At 69.8% G+C, this 19,973-nt stretch carries 17 protein-coding genes; 8 read left to right on the top strand and 9 right to left on the bottom strand.

Features of this window, described 5'->3' with window-relative positions; all coding sequences use genetic code 11:
* Positions 1–36: 36 nt before the first annotated feature.
* Positions 37–1,308: a low temperature requirement protein A gene (locus tag DN069_RS34820; protein WP_111507246.1), complete on the bottom strand. Its 1,272-nt coding sequence runs from the start codon at positions 1,306–1,308 to the stop codon at positions 37–39.
* Positions 1,309–1,381: 73 nt separating this feature from the next.
* Here DN069_RS34820 and DN069_RS34815 point away from each other — a divergent pair, with 73 nt between their 5' ends.
* The gene (locus DN069_RS34815) at positions 1,382–2,113 is read left to right on the top strand and encodes a helix-turn-helix transcriptional regulator (protein WP_111507245.1); all 732 of its coding nucleotides are present in this window, start codon (positions 1,382–1,384) and stop codon (positions 2,111–2,113) included.
* Here the strand turns inward: DN069_RS34815 and DN069_RS34810 are convergent.
* Positions 2,103–2,543 carry a VOC family protein gene (locus tag DN069_RS34810; RefSeq protein WP_111507249.1) on the bottom strand — a complete coding sequence of 147 codons (441 nt, stop codon included), beginning with the start codon at positions 2,541–2,543 and terminating at the stop codon, positions 2,103–2,105. The genes DN069_RS34815 and DN069_RS34810 overlap by 11 nt on opposite strands.
* A gap of 64 nt (positions 2,544–2,607) precedes the next feature.
* Complete coding sequence (dnaB, locus tag DN069_RS34805) at positions 2,608–5,493, bottom strand: replicative DNA helicase (RefSeq protein ID WP_243640174.1); 2,886 nt, start codon at positions 5,491–5,493, stop codon at positions 2,608–2,610.
* A 358-nt stretch (positions 5,494–5,851) separates the two neighbouring features.
* Between dnaB and DN069_RS34800 the strand changes: the two genes are divergently transcribed.
* Entirely contained in the window at positions 5,852–7,204 is a 1,353-nt protein-coding gene (locus DN069_RS34800) for an MATE family efflux transporter (RefSeq protein WP_111507244.1), read from the top strand.
* A gap of 75 nt (positions 7,205–7,279) precedes the next feature.
* Here the strand turns inward: DN069_RS34800 and rplI are convergent, their stop codons facing one another.
* The 4 genes from rplI to rpsF form a co-directional block, all read right to left on the bottom strand.
* Positions 7,280–7,726, bottom strand: coding sequence for a 50S ribosomal protein L9 (gene rplI / locus DN069_RS34795; RefSeq protein ID WP_111507243.1), 447 nt, complete (start codon positions 7,724–7,726; stop codon positions 7,280–7,282).
* 19 nt (positions 7,727–7,745) lie between these two features.
* Entirely contained in the window at positions 7,746–7,982 is a 237-nt protein-coding gene (rpsR, locus tag DN069_RS34790) for a 30S ribosomal protein S18 (RefSeq protein WP_030254746.1), read from the bottom strand.
* A gap of 95 nt (positions 7,983–8,077) precedes the next feature.
* The gene (locus tag DN069_RS34785; protein ID WP_111507242.1) at positions 8,078–8,674 is read right to left on the bottom strand and encodes a single-stranded DNA-binding protein; all 597 of its coding nucleotides are present in this window, start codon (positions 8,672–8,674) and stop codon (positions 8,078–8,080) included.
* Positions 8,675–8,760: 86 nt separating this feature from the next.
* Positions 8,761–9,051, bottom strand: a complete 291-nt coding sequence (gene rpsF / locus DN069_RS34780; RefSeq protein ID WP_042366696.1) for a 30S ribosomal protein S6 — start codon at positions 9,049–9,051, stop codon at positions 8,761–8,763.
* A gap of 273 nt (positions 9,052–9,324) precedes the next feature.
* Between rpsF and DN069_RS34775 the strand changes: the two genes are divergently transcribed.
* From DN069_RS34775 to DN069_RS34765, 3 genes are all read left to right on the top strand, one after another.
* Positions 9,325–9,654, top strand: coding sequence for a hypothetical protein (locus tag DN069_RS34775; RefSeq protein WP_165845774.1), 330 nt, complete (start codon positions 9,325–9,327; stop codon positions 9,652–9,654).
* A 108-nt stretch (positions 9,655–9,762) separates the two neighbouring features.
* The gene (locus tag DN069_RS34770) at positions 9,763–10,881 is read left to right on the top strand and encodes a lipid II:glycine glycyltransferase FemX (protein ID WP_111507241.1); all 1,119 of its coding nucleotides are present in this window, start codon (positions 9,763–9,765) and stop codon (positions 10,879–10,881) included.
* Between the two features lie 77 nt (positions 10,882–10,958).
* Positions 10,959–11,993 carry an alanine racemase gene (locus DN069_RS34765; RefSeq protein ID WP_111507240.1) on the top strand — a complete coding sequence of 345 codons (1,035 nt, stop codon included), beginning with the start codon at positions 10,959–10,961 and terminating at the stop codon, positions 11,991–11,993.
* Between the two features lie 53 nt (positions 11,994–12,046).
* Here the strand turns inward: DN069_RS34765 and DN069_RS34760 are convergent, their stop codons facing one another.
* The gene (locus DN069_RS34760) at positions 12,047–13,654 is read right to left on the bottom strand and encodes a glycosyltransferase family 87 protein (RefSeq protein ID WP_111507239.1); all 1,608 of its coding nucleotides are present in this window, start codon (positions 13,652–13,654) and stop codon (positions 12,047–12,049) included.
* A gap of 150 nt (positions 13,655–13,804) precedes the next feature.
* Positions 13,805–16,306 carry a transglycosylase domain-containing protein gene (locus DN069_RS34755; protein WP_111507238.1) on the bottom strand — a complete coding sequence of 834 codons (2,502 nt, stop codon included), beginning with the start codon at positions 16,304–16,306 and terminating at the stop codon, positions 13,805–13,807.
* Between the two features lie 678 nt (positions 16,307–16,984).
* Here DN069_RS34755 and DN069_RS34750 point away from each other — a divergent pair.
* From DN069_RS34750 to DN069_RS34740, 3 genes are all read left to right on the top strand, one after another.
* Complete coding sequence (locus tag DN069_RS34750; protein WP_111507237.1) at positions 16,985–17,587, top strand: PadR family transcriptional regulator; 603 nt, start codon at positions 16,985–16,987, stop codon at positions 17,585–17,587.
* Between the two features lie 131 nt (positions 17,588–17,718).
* Positions 17,719–18,801: an inositol-3-phosphate synthase gene (locus tag DN069_RS34745; protein ID WP_111507236.1), complete on the top strand. Its 1,083-nt coding sequence runs from the start codon at positions 17,719–17,721 to the stop codon at positions 18,799–18,801.
* 183 nt (positions 18,802–18,984) lie between these two features.
* A partial coding sequence (locus DN069_RS34740) for an MFS transporter (RefSeq protein WP_111507235.1) occupies positions 18,985–19,973 on the top strand: 989 nt, incomplete at its 3' end.

Genomic DNA, 19,973 nt, shown 5'->3' with positions numbered 1-19,973 from the left:
CCGGACAAGCTCGGCGGCCCCCAGCCGCGCTGAGCCTCACCCCGCGGCGACCCCGCCCGCGTCCCCGCCCGCGTCCACCGCCGCGCTCGCCCGCCTGTCGGCGGGGGGTTCGGCATGGGCGTCGGCATGGGCGCCGGCGGCCTCCAGCAGCAACATGGCCACCAACACCAGCGTCAGCCCGAGGAACTGGGCCACCGGCGTCCACCGCCCCAGCGGAACCGTCGCCGCCGAGGCGACGACCGCCCCGACGCGGAAGCGCAGCGGCGCGATCCGCAGCGCCGCGCGGAAGGCGACGTTGCCGGCCAGGAACAACGCGACACCGCCCGCCAAGGCGACCGCCGGCGCGAACGGCAGCGGGTGCGCGAGATGCCCGATCGCCTTCTTCACCCCGGCGGCCAGCAGCGCCACCCCGAGCAGCATCGGGATGAAGCTGTAGTAGTAGGCCGCCATCGCCAGCCGGAACCGGGGCAGCCCCGACACCCGGTGCAGCGCCGCCTCCGCCGCCGCCTCGTCCCCGACGAAGTACGTCCACCACAGCGCGGCGGCGAGCGCCAGCGCCAGGCCCACCGCCAACAGCAGCGGACCGTCGATGCGCGCCCCGGTCGCGCCCACGCCGATGGCCACCACCGACTCACCGAACGCGATGATCAGCAACAGGCCGTGGCGCTCCACGAAGTGCGCCGGATCCAGCCCGCCGACCGCCTCCGTCACGATCGCCGTTCCGCCCTCGTAACGGCCCGTCACCCGACTGGACAGCGCCGGCGTCACCTGGTGCAGCAGCACCGCCGCCACCCACAGCCCGTCCGCCGCCCACCCGTGTCCCCGCCCGTGCCCCATCCCGTGCACGACCCCGGCCGCCGTGACGCAGCCGGCCGCCGCGAGGTTCGTCACCGCGAAGCTCAGCACGTACTGACGGTGGATCAGCGCGTACAGCGCGCTGTGCACCGCCGTCACCAGCACGAACCCCAGCCCGAACGCGACCCCGTCCGAGCCGAACACCTGCGGCAACGCCAGCGCGCAGGTCAGGAACCCGAACATGCCGACCACCAGCAGCAGTCGGCGCCCGGTCGTCTCCGGCGGCACCTGGTTCGTCAGGTACGCGTACGCCCCGTACATCCAGTACAGCACCGCGAAGATCAGCAGCACCCGTCCGGCCTGCGGAAACGACAGGTCATCGACCAGCAGCACGGTCAACTGCGTGATGGTGAAGACGAAGACGAGGTCGAAGAAGAGCTCCAGCGTGGACACCCGCCGCGCCTCGGCGGCCCCCGCCCGCGTCGCCTCGCCCTCCAGGACGGCTTCGGTCATGACTCCCCCCGGTAGATCACGCGAAGGAGTCTACGAGGCGCGGGCCCGGCCCCCTTGGACGTAGCCTCGTCCTGTGCCCAGCTCCGAGTACGGCCCGTACGCCGAGCGACCCTCGCGGTTCCCGGGCGCCGTCGTCTGGACCCACGGCGCGACTCTCGCGGCGGACGCGAGTGCGGTCTCCACCGAGTCGGTGCTGCCCGACGGCTGCATGGACCTGTTGTGGACCGAGGGCCGACTGCTCGTGGCCGGCCCCGACACCCACGCCTACACACCCGGCCCCGGACTGTCCGGCCCCTGGGCCGGAATCCGCTTCCACCCCGGCACGGCACCCGCCCTGCTGGGCGTCCCCGCCCACGAACTGCGCGACCTCCGCGTCGACCTCGCGGACCTGCCGCTGCTGCCCACGGCCGACGTGCGCCGCCTCACCGCGCGGATCGACGCCGCGCCCGATCCGGCCGCCGCCCTCGAGGCACTCGCGCTGCGCCTCGCCGCCACCGGGCCGGCCCCCGATCCGCTGCTGCGCGCCGTCGTCGCCTCACTGACCTCGGGCCACTCCGTCACCACGACCGCCGACCACGTCGGCCTCGGCCCCCGCCAGCTCCACCGCCGGTCCCTCGACGCCTTCGGCTACGGCCCGAAGACCCTCGCCCGGATCCTGCGCCTCCAGCGCGCCCTCACCCTGGCTCGCGCCGGCACGCCCCTCGCCGACACCGCCGCCCGCGCCGGCTACGCCGACCAGGCCCACTTCGCCCGCGACGTCCGCGAGTTCACCGGCTCCTCAGTCACCGCCCTGCTCACCGGCTGAACGCCGCGCCGGACGCCAACGGCGCCAACAGGTCCACACCGTTCCCGTCCGGGTCGCGCACCGTCGCGTACCGCTGACCCCAGAACGCGTCCCACGGCTTCAACTCCCCGTGGTACCCGGCCCCGACCAACTCCTCGTACACGGCGTCCACCTGCTCCGGCCCGGCACACCGGAACGCGATCCCCACCCGTCCCCCGGCCTCGGGCGCCCGCCACTCGGGGTGGAACGACCGCACCGTCTCCTCACTGTCCAGCACCAACAGCAGCCCGCCGGGCAACGCCGCCTCGGCATGCCCCTGCGCCTCCGCTCCTTCGGCGAACCCCAGACCCAACCGCCGGTAGAACCCCACCGACGCGGCCATGTCCGAGACGACCAACCCGACGAACGCGAACTGCGGCGCTGCCGCGGAATCTGCCCTGATGTTCTCCATGACCACGAGCCTAGGCAGCCGCCCGCCCCCCGGTCTTGAACGAATCGGTCACCCGCCGGCGCACTCAGCTCTGCGCCATGTCCACGAACCTCGAATAGTGGCCCTGGAACGCCACGGTGATCGTCGCCGTCGGGCCGTTACGGTGCTTGGCCACGATCAGGTCGGCCTCGCCCGCGCGGGGGGACTCCTTCTCGTAGGCGTCCTCGCGGTGCAGCAGGATGACCATGTCAGCGTCCTGCTCGATCGAGCCCGACTCGCGGAGGTCCGACACCATCGGCCGCTTGTCGGTGCGCTGTTCGGGGCCACGGTTCAGCTGCGAGAGCGCGATGACCGGCAGCTCCAGCTCCTTGGCCAGCAGCTTGAGGTTTCGGGACATCTCCGAGACCTCCTGCTGCCGGCTCTCGGCCCGGCGGGAGCCGCCGTTCTGCATCAGCTGGAGGTAGTCGATGACGACCAGACGCAGGTCGTTGCGCTGCTTGAGCCGACGGCACTTGGCGCGGATCTCCATCATCGACAGGTTCGGGGAGTCGTCGATGTAGAGCGGGGAGTCGTTCAAGTCCTGCATGCGGCGCGCGAGTCGGGTCCAGTCCTCGTCCGTCATCGCACCGGTGCGCATGTGGTGCAGCGCGACGCGGGCCTCCGCCGACAGCAGACGCATCGCGATCTCGTTGCGCCCCATCTCGAGGGAGAAGAAGACGCTCGGGATCTTGTGCTTGATGGAACAGGAACGCGCGAAGTCCAGCGCCAGCGTCGAGTTGTGGACGATAAAGTCGTCCGCCACGAAATTGTGGGTCCCGTCGATCGTCAGGTCGTAGACGTCCCCCTCACCGGCCGGGACGATGGACTCGACGCGGTCCCACTGCACGTCCGACGTGGCGATGTCGAGCAGAGCACGGGAGTCCAGCGCCTTGGCCAGCTCCAGCAGGCGGTGGCGGCTGACCTGCTGGCCCACGTGCCAGTTGTGGTTGCGCGGGCGGCCCGTTCGGGCGCTGATCTCCGCCCAACTGCGGTCGCCCTTCTCGGCCTTGATCAACTCCCAGACCTCGCCCGGGATCAGGTCGAGGTTCGGCTGACCGACGCGCCCGCCACAGGCGGCGAGCACCTCCTCGACCTGGCGCTCCTTGGAGAAGATGCCGACCCGCGCCGCGAACGTGCGGATCTGGTCGACGTCGTGGATCAGCACCTGGAAGGCGCGCCGCCGCTCACCCCGGTAGCCGACGGTCCGCTCGACGACCTTGGCGACGATGCCCAGCCGCAGCAGCAAATGCGCGACGTCGCGCGCGAGCCGCTCGCTGACCGAGCAGTACCCGATCTGCGGCTGGTTGGCGGGCTTGGAGACGGACGCCCAGCCGTCCGTGGCGTAGAGACGCGACAGGAAGAGGGCGATCTGCGCCTCGGGGAGGCGGAAGAAGTCGTCCGGGACGAACTTGGTGTGGCTGTTCGTCCCCCAAAGATCCCAGGCGTCCAGGTGCTCTTCGAGAACGGTGAGCATGCCCTGGGGAGCGCAGAAGGCAAGCTCGGTCGCATGCTGATGCTCCCCCTCCTGCCCGCACCGCTCACCGAGCGTGCACGGCTTGGGCTGACGGGAGCGAACATCGAGACCGAGCTCGCGGCCCAGCCTGATGGCCTCCTCGCGGATCATCGGGTCAAGAACACGCAGCCGAGGCGCGTTGTGCGTGCCGGTGATGCATCCGTCGCCCAGCAGGTAACCAGTCAGGGCGACCAGGGGGCCGGACAGCTCCTTGGACGCCGCCGCCGGGAGGGTACGGGCTACGGCGATCCGGTCGCCGGGACGCAGGTCCTCCAGGTTCGCCCAGCCGCGCAGGGTGCGGAACGGGTGGTTGGGCGTCGCGGTGATGGATCGACCGAGCTGCGTTGTCAGGCGGAGCACCGTACGGCGGCCGTTCGGAATGAAATCGGAAGGCCGAACGCTGCGGAGCCGCCAGTCCTCCCCAAGGGTGTGGACCTCCAAGGCCTCACCGGCTCGGCCCCGGGCGACGAAGTCCGCAACGGTGATTCGCTGGCCGCTCGTGACCTCGACCAATTTAGTTGAACCTTCAATGCACTTGCCCATCGCGGGCCTTGCCGCGACGACGATCATCTGGCCCGGATGGAGACCGTTGGTCAGGGAGTCGAGGTCGGCGAACCCGGTCGGGACTCCGGACATCTGGCCGCTGCGCGAGCCAATGGACTCGATCTCGTCGAGCGCGCCCTCCATGATGTCGGCCAGGGGGGCGTAGTCCTCGTTCGTGCGCTGCTCGGTGACGGCATAGATCTCCGCCTGGGCGCGGTTGACGATCTCGTCGACGTCGCCCTCGGCGGCGTAGCCGAGGCCGGCGATGCGGGTGCCCGCCTCCACGAGGCGGCGCAGGACCGCGCGTTCGTGGACGATCTCGGCGTAGTACTCGGCGTTGGCCGCCGTGGGGACCGAGTTGACCAGGGTGTGCAGGTAGGAGGGCCCGCCGACGCGGGTGATCTCGCCACGCTTGACGAGCTCGCTGGCGACGGTGATCGGGTCGGCCGGCTCGCCGCGGGCGTAGAGGTCGAGGATGGCGCTGTAGATCAGCTCGTGGGCCGGGCGGTAGTAGTCGCCGGGCTTGAGGATCTCGACGACGTCCGCGATGGCGTCCTTGGACAGCAGCATGCCGCCGAGGACGGACTGCTCGGCGGCGAGGTCCTGCGGGGGGACGCGCTCGAAGCCCGCGTCGGAACGGGAGGAGTCCGGTCCGGACCCCGACCCGGGCCCGGATCCCGAGCCCGAACCGCCGCCGCGGCCGGAGCCGTCGGCGGAACCGTTCCCCCGGCGCTCGCCGCCGCCCTCGCGGCGGCGGGAGAAGGGCAGCCGGTCGCCCGGACCGTCGTCGGTGGGAACGCCGGGCGGGGGCCACTCGTCCTCCGGCGGCGGGGGGACGTCCTCGAACCCGCCGTCGTCGTACGGTGCCCCGCTCATCGGTGCCGCCTTCCACTGCCGTGCTGCCCTACCGTGCCGTAGCGCTCCATTCAACGGCACGGGTCCGACAATGGCCAAGATGGTTATCCACAGGGGGTGTGGATGACCGCTCGCTACCTGTGGAGAACTGCCTCCAGGCTGTGCACGACGCGGGGGACAACCTGTGGACAAGCCGGCCCGGCCGCCCACATCACCGACCTGACCTGCGAGAATGTCGACCTCGACAACCCCTGCGGAAAAACTTCGCCAGAGGGTCGAAGATCATGACAAACGGTGCACGAGTGACTCCGGCGCGCAGCAGTAGGTAATGACCAACAATCAGTTGCGCCCATTACCTGTGGATGACTACGGTAGGACCATGAGACTGCGCCAGCGCCCCCTCGACCGCGAGATCCTCGCGCTCGCCCTCCCGGCCTTCGGCGCACTCATCGCCGAGCCGCTGTTCCTCCTGGCGGACTCCGCCATCATCGGGCACCTCGGCACCGCGCAGCTCGCCGGGCTCGGCGTCTCCGCCGCGCTGCTGGCGACCCTGGTCAACGTCTTCGTCTTCCTCGCCTACGCCACCACCGCCGCCGTCGCCCGGCGGGTCGGCTCCGGCGACATGCAGGCCGCGCTCAAGCAGGGCGTCGACGGCATCTGGCTGGCGCTGCTGATCTCCGTCGTGGTGGTGGCCGTCGCGATCCCCGTCGCCCCGGACGTGGTCCGGGCCTTCGGCGCCTCGCCGACCGCCGCGCCCTACGCGGTCGACTACCTGCGGATCAGCATCGCCGGCATCCCGGCGATGCTGATGGTGCTCGCCGCCACCGGCGTGCTGCGCGGTCTGCAGGACACCCGTACCCCCCTTGTCGTCGCCGTCGCCGGCTTCTCCTCGAACCTGCTGCTCAACCTGACCCTCGTCTACGGCGCCGGCCTCGGCATCTCCGGCTCGGCGCTCGGCACGGTGATCTCGCAGTGGGGCATGGCCGCCGCCTACCTCACGGTCGTCGTTCGCGCCGTTCTTGTAAATAGGCCGAGTCGCGCCGACCACTCCGGCGAGGGCAGTTGGTGGGCGGCGCTGCGCCCCGACGTCTCCGGCATCGGCGCGGGCGCGACCGCGGGCGCCCCGCTGCTGGTCCGCACGCTGAGCCTGCGGGCGATCCTGCTGATCGCGACGGCGGTCGCGGCGCGCCTCGGCAACACCTCGATCGCCTCGCACCAGATCGCGATGTCGCTGTGGAGCTTCCTCGCGTTCGCGCTCGACGCCATCGCCATCGCCGGGCAGGCGCTGATCGGCCGGGCGCTGGGCGCGGGCGACGCGGCGGGCGCGCGGGCCGCGACGCGGCGGATGGTGGAGTGGGGCGTCGGCGCGGGCGTGGTGCTGGGCGCACTGCTGATCGTGGCGCAGCCGCTGTACCTGCCGCTGTTCACCAACGACCCGGCAGTGCAACGGCAGTTGCTGCCGGTGCTGGTGGTGGCCGGGGCGATGCAGCCGGTCTGCGGCGTGGTGTTCGTCCTCGACGGCGTCCTGATGGGCGCGGGCGACGGCCCCTATCTGGCCTGGGCGATGCTGGCGACGCTGCTGCTGTACGCGCCGGTGGCACTGCTGCTGGGGGCGCAGAGCCTGACGAGCCTGTGGATCGCCATCGGCTTCGCCATGGTGGTCCGCGCCGTCTCCATGGCCCTGCGCGCCCGCACCGGCGCCTGGCTGGTCACGGGCGCCGTCCGCGCCTGAGCAGAGAAGAAGGGGCGCGGGCAGAAGCCCGCGCCCCTTCTCGGCTCGAATGAGCTCAGCTCAGTTGAGCGATCGTCAGGCGGCGACGACGTTGACGCTGATGGCAGCGGCAACCTCGGGGTGCAGCTTGACGGTGACCTGGTGCGCACCGGTGGTCTTGATCGGGGAGCCGATCTCGACGCGGCGCTTGTCGACCAGCGGGCCGTCGACGGCCTTGATGGCGTCGACGACGTCGCTCGGGGTCACCGAGCCGAACAGACGACCGGAGTCGCCCGCGCGGACGGCCAGCTTGACGGCGAGGCCCTCAAGCTTGGCCTTGACCTCGTTGGCCTGCTCCAGGGTCTGGATCTCGTGGATCTTGCGGGCGCGACGGATCGCGTCCACGTCCTTCTGACCGCCCTTGGTCCAGCGGATGGCGAAGCCACGCGGGACCAGGTAGTTGCGGGCGTACCCGTCCTTGACCTCGACGATGTCGCCGGCGGTGCCGAGGCCGGAGACCTCGTTCGTGAGGATGATCTTCATGATGTGGTCACCCTCCTATTCAGCGAGCGGTCGAGGTGTAGGGCAGCAGGGCGACCTCGCGGCTGTTCTTCACAGCCGTGGCCACGTCGCGCTGGTGCTGGGTGCAGTTGCCGGTGACCCGGCGGGCGCGGATCTTCCCACGGTCGGAGATGAACTTGCGAAGCAGGTTCGTGTCCTTGTAGTCGACGTAGGTGATCTTGTCCTTGCAGAAGACGCAAACCTTCTTCTTAGGCTTGCGCACGGGCGGCTTCGCCATCGTGTACTCCAGTGTTCGTGATCAAGTTTTGGGTTGACCGCTCAGTGCGGTCGGACCGCTGAGCGCGGTCGCCGAGCCCCGTCCGGCCAAAAGGCCTAGAACGGAGGCTCGTCCGAGTAGCCGCCACCGCCGCCGGCCGGGGCACCCCAGCCGCCGCCACCGCCGCCCTGCTGGCCACCGCCGGCCGGGGCGCTGGACGCCCACGGGTCGTCGGACGGGCCGGACTGGGAGCCACCGCCCCAGCCACCGCCCTGCTGGCCACCACCGCCGCCGAAGCCGCCGCCCTGCTGGCCGCCACCGCCGAAGCCGCCGCCGGGACCACCGGAGCGCTGCGCGCGGGTGACCTTGGCGGTCGCCGAGCGCAGGCTCGGACCGACCTCGTCGACCTCGACCTCGAAGACGGTCCGCTTCTCGCCTTCCTTGGTCTCGTAGGAGCGCTGGCGCAGACGGCCCTGCACGATGACGCGCATGCCGCGCTGCAGCGACTCGGCCACGTTCTCCGCGGGCTGCCGCCAGACGTTGCACGTGAGGAAGAGGCTCTCGCCGTCCTTCCACTCGTTGGTCTGGCGGTCGAAGGTGCGGGGAGTCGACGCGATGCGGAACTTCGCGACGGCCGCACCCGACGGGGTGAACCGCAGCTCCGGGTCGTCGACAAGGTTGCCGACAAGGGTGATGACGGTCTCGCCTGCCATGTTCGACCTCTCGGGAGAAGACGTGCGGGGTTAGCTGTGGTGAGTGGTTACTCGGATGCTCCGCCCGAAGGCGGGAGCAGCAATGCTCAGTGGGTGTCCGGGCGCAGGACCTTGGTGCGCAGCACCTGCTCGCTCAGGTTGAGCTGACGGTCCAGCTCCTTGACGACAGCAGGCTCAGCCTTGATGTCGAGCACGGAGTAGATGCCCTCGGACTGCTTCTTGATCTCGTACGCAAGGCGACGACGACCCCAGGTGTCGATCTTCTCGACCGAACCGCCGCCAGTCTTGACGACGTTCGCGAAGTTCTCGATCAGCGGGGCGACAGCGCGCTCCTCGACGGACGGGTCGAGGATCACCATGACCTCGTAGTGACGCATTGTGGAACCCACCTCCTCTGGACTCAGGCGGCCACGGTCTTTCCGTGGCAGGAGGGTCTTCAATACACGTCGGCAACGGTAGCGACCGCCACTGACAACGTCGGGAACGACAATGCCGGACGGCGCACACCGGTGCAGACGGTCCAGCCTACAGGCACCCGAACGGGGGCTTGAAATCCACCCTCGTAACCCCGCAATCTGTACACATCGGGTAGGAGGCGCACTACTGTGCGTCATCGCCCGACCTCCCTACGGAGCTAAGGAGGCGGTCCCATGGCTCAGTCAGCCCCGCCGGTCCGTGCCGCCGGCCAAGCCGTCCGCCAGAACCCGTTGGCGGCCCTGTTCAACACCGACGGCAAACCCCACCCCCTGGAGAACACGCTCACCGCCGTGACCGCGGTGCTCGGCGTCATCGCCATCGCCACCTGCGCCTTCCACGGCCTGCACATGCTGGCCTCGTGGTCCGGCCTGGCCGGAGTGGTGACGGCGGCGTTCGCACAGTACCGGTCCGCGACGACGGCGGAACGCTTCGTCATCGTGGTGGCCGGCGGCGCGGCCGCGGTCGGTCTCGGCATAGGCCTCGCGCACGGCGGGCTGATCTAGCCCCCAGAAGGAACCGCCCCCAGCAGCGGCCAGTCACCTCTATGGGGTGCTCCGCCAGGGCAGTAGGCTGCGCACTTGACGCGATCCACGCCCGAGGAGCACCCCCACATGAGCCTGCGCCTGAGGACCATCAGCCGCGAGGAGCACCTGGCCTTCATCCGGAGCCTGCCGTCCGCGAGCCACATGCAGGTGCCCTCCTGGGCCGACGTCAAGGCCGAGTGGCGCAACGAGTCGATCGGCTGGTTCGACGAGCGCGACCAGATCGTGGGCGCCGGCCTGGTGCTGTACCGGCAGCTGCCCAAGGTCAAGCGGTACCTGGCCTACCTGCCCGAGGGCCCGGTGATCGACTGGTTCGACCCGAACCTCGAGGGCTGGCTCCGCCCGATGCTCGACCACCTCAAGAGCCAGGGCGCCTTCACGGTGAAGATGGGCCCGCCGGTGATCATCCGGCGCTGGCAGGCGGAGACCATCAAGGGCGCCATCGCCGGCGGCCAGGCCAAGCGCCTGCGCGACATCGAGGCGGACTGGTACGAGCCCCGCGCCATCGACACCGCCGACCGGCTGCGCCGCATGGGCTGGCAGCAGGGCGAGGACGGCGGCGCCGGCTTCGGCGACGTGCAGCCGCGCTACGTCTTCCAGGTGCCGCTGGCCAACCGCTCCCTTGACGACATCCTCAAGGGCTTCAACCAGCTGTGGCGCCGCAACATCAAGAAGGCCGAAAAGTCCGGCGTCGAGATCGTCCAGGGCGGCTACGACGACCTGCCCGTCTTCCACCAGCTCTACCTGGAGACGGCGGAGCGCGACCAGTTCATCCCACGCCCCCTGTCCTACTTCCAGCGCCAGTGGCGCGCGCTGACCGCCGAGGACCCCAACCGGATGCGCCTCTACCTGGCGTACCACGAGGGCGACCCGCTGGCCGGCACCACCATGATCACCGTGGGCCAGCACGTCTGGTACTCGTACGGCGCCTCCACCGTGCACAAGCGCGAGGTGCAGCCGAACAACGCCATCCAGTGGCGGATGATGCGCGACGCGTACGCGCTCGGCGCGACCGTCTACGACCTGCGCGGCATCAGCGACACCCTGGACGAGACCGACCACCTCTTCGGCCTGATCCGGTTCAAGGTGGGCACCGGCGGCCAGGCGGCCGAGTACCTGGGCGAGTGGGACTTCCCGCTCAACAAGCTGCTGCACAAGGCCCTCGACATGTACATGCAGCGTCGCTGACCCGACGGACGCTGGTTACGCCCACGCCTCGTGCGCGTACGCTTCAACGACCGACTTTGGAACGTGGAAGGCCTCCCATGGCGCTCAGTATGTATGTGGACACCCCCCGCTGGCGTGACCACCAGCGCAAGGTGCTGGGGGCCTTCCCCGGCCTGGTGCCGGTCGCCAAGGGCAACGGCTACGGCTTCCGCAACGCGCGGCTGGCCGAGGAGGCCACCCGCCTCGGCGCCGACATGCTCGCCGTCGGCACCGCCTACGAGGCCGCCGAGCTGAAGGACTACTTCGGCCGCGACCTGATCGTGCTCACCCCGTACCGCATCGGCGAGGACCCGGTCCCGCTGCCGCACCGGGTGATCCGCACGGTCGGCTCCGTCGACGGCGTGCGCGCGCTGGTCGGCGGCCGGGTCATCGTGGAGTGCATGACCAGCATGCGCCGCCACGGGGTCAACCCCGAGGACCTGCCGAAGCTGCGCATGGCCGTCGACGACGTCCGGCTGGAGGGCTTCGCGGTCCACCTGCCGATGGACCGCCCCGACGGCGTCGACCCGGTCGGCGAGACCGCCCGCTGGGTCGACCAGCTGCGCACGGCGGGCCTGCCGGTCCGCACGATGTTCGTCAGCCACCTCTCCGCCTCGGAGATGGAGCAGCTCCAGGGCTTCTACCCGGAGGTCCGCTTCCGCGCGCGCATCGGCACGCAGCTGTGGCTCGGCGACCACGAGGCGATCGAGTCCCGCGGCACGGTCATGGACGTGCACCGCATGGCCAAGGGCGACCGTTTCGGCTACCGCCAGCACCGCGTCTCCGGCGACGGCCACCTGATCGTCGTCGCCGGCGGCACGGCCCACGGCGTGGGCCTGGAGGCGCCCAAGAACATGTCGGGTCTGACGCCCCGCGCCAAGAACCTCGCCCGCGCCGGCCTGGCCACGATCGGCCGCAACACCAGCCCCTTCAGCTGGAACGGCACCAAGCTCGGCTTCGCCGAGCCCCCGCACATGCAGGTCTCCCTGCTCTGGGTCCCCGGCGAGGTCGCCCCGCCCACGGTGGGCGAGGAGCTCCGCGCCACGCTGCGCCACACAACGACCCTCTTCGACCGGATCGTCGACCGGCACTGAGAAGTCGCACCGACCAGGGGCGCAGGGCTCTGCGCCCCTTGGCGTAGGTGCGGCTACCTGTCAGCGTCCATGTGCGCGCTGCCCATGGCGAAGCTCGTCGCGCCGGTCGGACGGGAAGCCGTCGGCGCAGCCTGGACCTTGGTGCCGGTGAGGGTGAAGACGTCCGGGGCGCCGTCGAGGACGCCGCCGGAGGGGTCGTCGCTTCCGTCGGCGCGGACCGGGTCGGTGGCGGGGGAGAGGGCGTCACGGACGATCAGCACGACCAGGTAGAGCGTCCCCAGTACGTGCACCGCGATCGCCGCGTGGTACCAGTCCGGCGGCAGGCCCTTCTGGTTGCTGGACGCGCCGTAGGCCAGGTAGTACCAGACGCCGAGGAAGTACAGCACCTCGCAGGCCTGCCAGACCAGGAAGTCCCGCCAGCGCGGCCGCGCCAGCACCGCCAGCGGCAGCAGCCACAGCACGTACTGCGGCGAGTAGACCTTGTTGGTCAGCGTGAACGCCGCCACCACCAGGAAGGCCAGCTGCGCGAAGCGCGGGCGCCGGCGCGCGGCCAGGGCCAGCCAGCCGATGCCCAGGCAGAACAGGATCAGCAGGATCGCGACGAGCGTGTTGACCGTGGAGGTCTGCACGTTCAGCCAGCCGTTCTGGCTGAGGATCAGCCAGAACGAGCCGAAGTCCACGCCGCGCGTCTCGCTGAACGAGTAGAAGGTCGCCCAGCCCGAGAAGTTGGCGATCATGAACGGGATGTCGACGATCAGCCAGGCGACCGCCGCACCGGCGAAGGCCTGACCGAACTCGCGCATCCGGCCCGCCCGCAGGCACAGCACCAGCAACGGACCCAGCAGGAAGACCGGATAGAGCTTGGCCGCCGTCGCCAGACCGATCAGCACGCCCGCCCAGACGGGGTAGCGCCGCGCCCACAGGGCCATGCCGACCGCGGCGAGCGCGACCGCCAGCATGTCCCAGTTGATCGTTCCGTCCAGGGCCAGCACCGGCGCGAGCGCGAACAGCAGCGCGTCCCACGGGCGGCGGCGGTGGGTGCGCGACACGGCGACCACGGCCACGACCGCGCAGATCAGCAGCATCCCGGCGTTGACCAGGTAGAAGATCTGCTCCCGGTAGACGTCCCCGCCGCCCGTCGGCGTCAGCTGCGCCGCGCCCCACACGAAGAGCCCGGTGATCACCGGGTACTCCAGGTACTGCATGGTCGGGTCGGTGGAACCGGGGATCTTGTCGACGTAGGGGATGTTGCCGGGCAGGTTGAAGCCGCGCAGCGTGAACAGGTGCGGGATGTCGCTGTAGCAGGCGTGGTCGTACTGCGCCGACGCGCCGTAGAACCAGCCGCTGTCGTAGCAGGGCAGCTTCTGCACCATGCCGAGCGCCCAGACCACCACCGTGATCACCGCGAGTATGCGGGCGGCCGTCCACCAGCTCACCCCGAGCAGCGCGTGCCGGCCGGGCGCGCCGCCCATCAGCTCGCTGGCCGCGGCGGAGACGGGGTCCTCGTCCGCGGGCACGACGACGGTGTCCTCCGGCGGCGGCACGGGCAGCACGGGCTGCGGCCTCGGCGCGGACTCCGCGTCCGTCCCGGGCTCCGCCCAGTCGTGCGGCGGCTCGTCTCCGCGGCCGGTGTCGCCGGCCTGCTGGTCACTCGACGTCATACCGCTCATCCTGCCGCACGATCCTTTCCAGGGGTTGTGGACAACGCGATGCACCGCGGCACCGATACGCACCACGCGGCCCCCACCCTTCCGGGTCGGGGCCGCGTGGTGCTCACTTCACTTCGTTCACGAGCCGGCGCGAGTGCTTCGCTACCCGCCCGCGGTGGTGCCGGGCAGCCCGGTCGTGCCGCCGTTGGTTCCAGGAGTCCCACCGGTCGTACCGGTGCTGGTGCCGGTGTTGGTACCACCACCGTTGCCGCCGTGCTTCTTGGTCGGCGACGACGAGGGGCAGGAGGGCTGGAGGAACCCGCCACAGTTGCCGCCGTTCGTCCCCCCGCTGTTGTCGGTCGAGCTCGGGCTCGCCGACGCGGAGGCCGAACTCGACGCGCTCGCGCTGGCACTCGCCGAGGCCGAGGCGGAGGCCGAGGCGCTCGGGCTCGGGCTCGGCATGCCCGGCTCGTTGCCGCCCATGGGAAGCGGAGTCGGCGCCGTGAAGTCCTTCGTGGGCAGGCCCTGGAGCGCATTGGTCATGTAGTCGACCCAGACCTGGGTCGGCATCACGGCACCGAAGACCTTCGGGAAACCGCCGACGCCCTTCATCGACTGCAGACCCTGGTTCTTGGGGTCTTCCTTGAACATGACTACCGAGGTGGACAGCTGCGGCGTGTAGCCGATGAACCACGCCGACTTGTAGTCGTCAGTGGTACCGGTCTTACCCGCCGCCGGACGGTTCAGCGCCTGCGCGTTGGTGCCCGTACCGTTCTGGACGACGCCCTGGAGCACGTTGGTCACGGTGTTGGCGATGTTCTGGTCCAACGCCGGCTTCGTCTGCGGCGTGAGGCCCGAGGACCACTGCGTGGGCTGGCCGTCATAGCTGACCTTGGAGACCGAGTAGGGGTCGTGGTAGTTCCCCTGGTTGGCGAAGGTCGCGTAGACGTCGGCCATGCGGATGGCACTTGGCGTCGAGGTACCGATGTAGAAGCCGGCGGTGTCGTACTGCAGCGACTTGTTGTCGAGACCGAGGCTTTCGGCCGTCTTCTGGACGTTGCCGTAGCCGACGTCCTCACCGAGCTGCACGTACGGCGTATTGATGGAGTTCTCCATCGCGAAGCGCAGCGTCTTGTACCCGTACATGGTCGTGCTGTCGTTGGCCTGGTGCAGCAGACCGTCGGGCTCCTTGCAGGCCGAGGTGCCCGACTTGTCCTGCAGGAAGTTGCCCTTCTGGTCATGGATCTTCAGACAGTCGTCCGCGTTGTACTTGCTGTCTGGCGTGATGGGCGTCACGGCAGCGCCCGGAGAGGTGACCGCACCGTTCTGCATGGCGGACGCCAGCACGATCGGTTTGAACGTCGAACCGACCGGCACACCCAAGGTGTTCGCGTTGTCGACGTAGTGACCCTTGTCCTCGCCGTCGCCACCGTAGATCGCGACGATCGCACCGGTCCCCGGGTTGATCGAGGCGGCACCGACCTGGACGTCCTTGTCGGCCGTCCGCTTCTTCGGGTCGATGTTCTTCGCCTTCATCTTGGCGACGGAGGCGACGAGCTCGTTGACCTTCTTCTGGTTGAAGGTCGTGTAGATGCTGTAGCCGCCCTGAGCCAGCTTCTCGTCGGTCAGGTTGCCGCCGGAGTGCTGCTCCGCGTAGTTCTGCGCGAGCTCGACCAAGTAACCGGTCTGGCCCGTCAACGACTGGTTCGGCGTCCACGGCTTGGGCTTCGGGAAGCCCGCCTTGAATGCCGCATCGTGGTCGGCCTGCGTCATCCACTTGTTGACGACCATGCGGTTCAGCACGTACTGCCAACGGCCCGTCGCACGCTGCAGGGCAGACGAGTCGGCGTCCACGTTCTGCATGGTGCTGGGCTCGTTGACCGTGGCCGCGATGAACGCGCCCTGCGTGACCGTCAGTTGCGAGGCGTGCTCGCCGTAGTAGGCCTCGGCCGCCGCCTCGATGCCGTAGGCGCCGCGACCGTAGTAGTTGGTGTTCAGATACCCCTGGAGCACGTCCTGCTTGGACATGCCGCCCTTGGCGATCTTTATCGAGATGAGGATCTCGCTCAACTTACGTGTGGCCGTCTGAGCGCTGTTCAGATAGACGTTCTTGACGAACTGCTGCGTGATGGTCGAACCGGACTGGACGCTGCCGCCGGTCGCCATGTTCTTGACGGCACGCAGGATGGACATCGGGTCCACACCGCTGTTCGTCTGGAACGTCTCGTCCTCGGCCGCGAAGAAGTCGTGCTGGACGTCCTGCGGGACTTCGCCGATCTGCACGTTCTGCCGGTTGAAACCGGTCCGGGCCATGACGGTCTTGCCGTCGTCCCAGTAGAAGATGTTGCCCTGCTTCAGGCTCTGCGCGTTCGGGTCGGGAATGCCGACGTGCGCGTAGGCGTACCCGAGGCCCGCCGTCAGGCAGGCGAACACGAAGAGGAAGCAGCTCGTCACGAGCTTCCACGAGGGCAGCCAGCGGCGGACGCCGGACTTGCCCCAGCGCGGGTAGTCGATGAAACGCTTCGGCTTCGGGCCCCGTGGGGGCTGTTGGCCGCCGGCGCGGCGGCCTCCGCCGCCGCCACCGCCTCCACCACCGCCGGCGCGGCGCATCTCCGCGCGGGTCAGCCGCGGCTGGGCCGCGGTGCCGCCGGTGGGAGAGCCCATGCCGTGGGAGGCGGTGCCCCCGCCCGGCTGCGGGCGGGCCGTGCGGCGCGGTGGCAGGCCGTCGTTCGGGCGGGCGCCACCACTGGGGCCGCGCCCCGAAGGGGTCGGGCCCACAGGTCGGCGGCCGCCGTTCTGCGGCTGCTGCGACTGCGGCGTTCTACGCCGGTGTTCGCTCATGCTGCTTCCAGCTATTCCTCGGACTGAAGGCTGCGCTGCGGCTGCCTGAAGGCGGTGGTCCTGATCCCCCATGGCGACGCGGGCCGAAGAGGCCAGAGTCCGCCAAGGACGGGGACGCCACTGGGGCTCCTGTGGTTCCCGTTGGTCCCGGCGGCATTCTGCATAGGCGACAGAGTACGCAGCCTGGGAAGGGCCCTAATCGGGCGTCAATTCCTATTTGGGACATATCGACCACAGATCCTTATCAAAGGTCGCCCAAACTCCCGTTCGGGCGACACAGAACCGTCACTTCCCCGGGCCTCCACGGTCTCTCCTTATGCGAAACCAACAACTGTGAGGCCTGCCACCACGCGCCACCTGGAGGCCCTCTTGCCGCCGCCACACTGGCGGCATATCGTCTCGATGTATCGGTTCGATACATCGCAGTGGCATACTCGTGATGACGACAGCGGGACCGGGTCGTACACCGCGGACAGACGGAGAAGGAGGCGAAGCCGGAACATGAGCAGGCGCTCGGGCATTCTGGAGTTCGCCGTCCTCGGTCTGCTGCACGACTCACCCATGCACGGTTACGAGCTGCGCAAGCGGCTCAACGTGCTGCTCGGCTCGTTCCGTGCCTTCTCCTACGGCACGCTCTACCCCTGCCTGAAGGGCCTCGTGGCCCAGGGCTACCTGGTCGAGGACAACCCCGACGCCGAGTACATCCCCGCAACCGCCCTGAACGGCAAGCGATCGAAGATCGTCTACCGGCTGACCGGCGAGGGCAAGCAGCGCTTCGAGGAGCTGCTGGCCGACTCCGGTCCCGATGCCTGGGAGGACGAGCACTTCGGCGTGCACTTCGCCTTCTTCGGCCAGACCGACCGTGCCGTGCGCATGCGCGTGCTCGAAGGTCGCCGGAACCGGCTGGAGGAACGCCTGGAGAGGATGCGGGCCTCACTGGCCCGCACCCGCGAGCGCTTGGACGCTTACACCCTCGAACTGCAGCGCCACGGCCTGGAGTCGGTCGAGCGCGAGGTCCGTTGGCTCAACGAGCTGATCGAGACCGAGCGCGCGAACCGCGGCGGCCGCGTCCCGGCTCCACCGGGCGGCGGCGACCAGCAGTAGCAGCATGCGGGCGGCCGGGGGAGCGCCGGCGATCGGCAGCGACCTACCGCATGACCTAAGACGTACCGCATTGACGAAGGCAGAGATTCCCGCCGTAGCGCGAGTCTCACGAGCAACAAGGAGCAACCGGAATGAGTTCGGTTCGCGTAGCCATCGTGGGAGTCGGCAACTGCGCCGCTTCCCTGGTGCAGGGTGTCGAGTACTACAAGGACGCCGACCCGAACAGCCGCGTGCCGGGCCTCATGCACGTGCAGTTCGGTGACTACCACGTCAAGGACGTGGAGTTCGTGGCCGCGTTCGACGTGGACGCCAAGAAGGTCGGCCTCGACCTGGCGGACGCGATCGGCGCCTCCGAGAACAACACCATCAAGATCTGCGACGTGCCGACCACCGGTGTCCAGGTCCAGCGTGGCCACACCCTCGACGGCCTCGGCAAGTACTACCTGGAGACCATCCAGGAGTCGACCGACGAGCCCGTCGACGTGGTCCAGGTCCTCAAGGACCGCCAGGTCGACGTCCTGGTGTGCTACCTGCCCGTCGGCTCCGAGGACGCGGCGAAGTTCTACGCGCAGTGCGCGATCGACGCCAAGGTCGCCTTCGTCAACGCCCTCCCGGTCTTCATCGCCGGCACCAAGGAGTGGGCGGACAAGTTCACCGAGGCCGGCGTGCCGATCGTCGGTGACGACATCAAGTCCCAGGTCGGCGCGACCATCACGCACCGCGTGATGGCGAAGCTCTTCGAGGACCGCGGTGTCATCCTCGAGCGCACCATGCAGCTGAACGTCGGCGGCAACATGGACTTCAAGAACATGCTCGAGCGCGAGCGCCTGGAGTCCAAGAAGATCTCCAAGACGCAGGCCGTCACCTCGCAGATCCGCGACCGTGAGCTGGGCGCCAAGAACGTCCACATCGGCCCGTCCGACTACGTCGCGTGGCTCGACGACCGCAAGTGGGCCTACGTCCGCCTCGAGGGTCGCGCCTTCGGTGACGTTCCGCTGAACCTGGAGTACAAGCTCGAGGTCTGGGACTCCCCGAACTCCGCCGGTGTCATCATCGACGCCGTGCGCGCGGCGAAGATCGCCAAGGACCGCGGCATCGGTGGCCCGATCCTGTCGGCGTCCTCGTACTTCATGAAGTCCCCGCCGGTCCAGTACTTCGACGACGAGGCCAAGGAGAACGTCGAGAAGTTCATCCGCGGCGAGGTCGAGCGCTGACGCGCCACCCCTGTTGCACCGCTGACGCCCCCGCCCGCCATCCGGCTGGCGGGGGCGCTCGCTTTCGGGCTTCCCGCTGTGGAGCGCGCGCTTCCCAAGATCGTGAACTGCTGCACGTGAAACAGTTGGCGATCTTGCTGAAGGTTGCGTGCAAGCGCTCCCCGCGCGTGCCACGCTTGGCCGGTGGCGACGACCCCCTTTCCGCGTGCGCTGCTGCGGCTGCGTGGCTTCCGGCGGCTGCTGGCCACCCGTCTGCTGTCGCAGCTGGCCGACGGAGCGTTCCAGGCCGCGCTCGCCGCGTACGTGGTGTTCTCGCCCGAGCGGCAGCCCAGTCCGGCCGCCATCGCGTCCGCCTTCGCGGTGCTGCTGCTGCCCTTCTGCCTGATCGGCCCCTTCGCCGGAGTCTTCCTGGACCGCTGGCGCCGCCGACAGGTGCTGGTGAAGGGGAACATGCTGCGGCTGTGCCTCTGCCTCGCCACCGCCGCGCTCGTGGCCGCGCACGCGCCCACCTGGGTCTTCTTCACCGCCGCACTGCTGGTCACCGGCATCAACCGGTTCGTGCTCGCCGGCCTCTCGGCCGCGCTGCCGCACGTGGTCACCGACGAGCTGCTGATCGCCGCCAACTCCCTTGCGCCCACGGCCGGGACGCTGGCCGCCACGGTCGGCGGCGGCGGCGCCTTCCTGGTCCGCCTCGCGCTACCCGCGGGCGCGGCCAGCAACGCGCTGCTGGTGGCCCTCGCCGGCTTCGGCTACGCCGCCTCGGCGCTGGTCGCGGGAACGCTCGGCAGGGACTCCCTCGGGCCTGACAGCAAGCAGCGGGAGGCCGCCGTCGAGGCGGGGCTCGGCAGCGCCGTCGCCTCGACGGCCCACGGGCTGATCGACGGGTTCCGGCACCTGGTCCACGACTGCCGCCCGGCCGCCCGGGCGCTGGGCGCGGTAACGGTTCTCAGGTTCTGCTACGGGCTGCTGCTGGTGGTGCTGCTGATGCTCTGCCGCAACACCTTCGCCGCGCCCAGCGACCAGTCCGGCGGCCTGCGTTGGCTGGGGACCGCGCTCGGCGCGTCCGCCGCCGGCTACTTCACTGCCGCCGCGCTCACCCCGCTCGCCGGCCGCCGGCTCACCGTGCCGGGCTGGCTCACCGTCTGCTCCGCGCTCGGCGCGCTGGTGACCGC

Source organism: Streptacidiphilus pinicola, from assembly GCF_003258295.1.
Taxonomy (GTDB): Bacteria; Actinomycetota; Actinomycetes; order Streptomycetales; family Streptomycetaceae; genus Streptacidiphilus; species Streptacidiphilus pinicola.
Note: the sequence above shows the minus strand (reverse complement) of the source record. Positions and strands in the feature narration are given on the sequence as shown.

Bases quoted from the DNA above. Each gene is read 5' to 3' on its own strand.
- DN069_RS34760 (WP_111507239.1), bottom strand. From the start codon at position 13,654: ATGACGTCGAGTGACCAGCAGGCCGGCGACACCGGCCGCGGAGACGAG.
- DN069_RS34750 (WP_111507237.1), top strand. From the start codon at position 16,985: ATGAGCAGGCGCTCGGGCATTCTGGAGTTCGCCGTCCTCGGTCTGCTG.
- DN069_RS34765 (WP_111507240.1), top strand. From the start codon at position 10,959: ATGGCGCTCAGTATGTATGTGGACACCCCCCGCTGGCGTGACCACCAG.
- rpsR (WP_030254746.1), bottom strand. From the start codon at position 7,982: ATGGCGAAGCCGCCCGTGCGCAAGCCTAAGAAGAAGGTTTGCGTCTTC.
- rpsF (WP_042366696.1), bottom strand. From the start codon at position 9,051: ATGCGTCACTACGAGGTCATGGTGATCCTCGACCCGTCCGTCGAGGAG.
- DN069_RS34785 (WP_111507242.1), bottom strand. From the start codon at position 8,674: ATGGCAGGCGAGACCGTCATCACCCTTGTCGGCAACCTTGTCGACGAC.
- DN069_RS34775 (WP_165845774.1), top strand. From the start codon at position 9,325: ATGGCTCAGTCAGCCCCGCCGGTCCGTGCCGCCGGCCAAGCCGTCCGC.
- DN069_RS34820 (WP_111507246.1), bottom strand. From the start codon at position 1,308: ATGACCGAAGCCGTCCTGGAGGGCGAGGCGACGCGGGCGGGGGCCGCC.
- DN069_RS34745 (WP_111507236.1), top strand. From the start codon at position 17,719: ATGAGTTCGGTTCGCGTAGCCATCGTGGGAGTCGGCAACTGCGCCGCT.
- DN069_RS34770 (WP_111507241.1), top strand. From the start codon at position 9,763: ATGAGCCTGCGCCTGAGGACCATCAGCCGCGAGGAGCACCTGGCCTTC.
- rplI (WP_111507243.1), bottom strand. From the start codon at position 7,726: ATGAAGATCATCCTCACGAACGAGGTCTCCGGCCTCGGCACCGCCGGC.
- DN069_RS34755 (WP_111507238.1), bottom strand. From the start codon at position 16,306: ATGGGCTCTCCCACCGGCGGCACCGCGGCCCAGCCGCGGCTGACCCGC.
- dnaB (WP_243640174.1), bottom strand. From the start codon at position 5,493: ATGAGCGGGGCACCGTACGACGACGGCGGGTTCGAGGACGTCCCCCCG.
- DN069_RS34800 (WP_111507244.1), top strand. From the start codon at position 5,852: ATGAGACTGCGCCAGCGCCCCCTCGACCGCGAGATCCTCGCGCTCGCC.
- DN069_RS34810 (WP_111507249.1), bottom strand. From the start codon at position 2,543: ATGGAGAACATCAGGGCAGATTCCGCGGCAGCGCCGCAGTTCGCGTTC.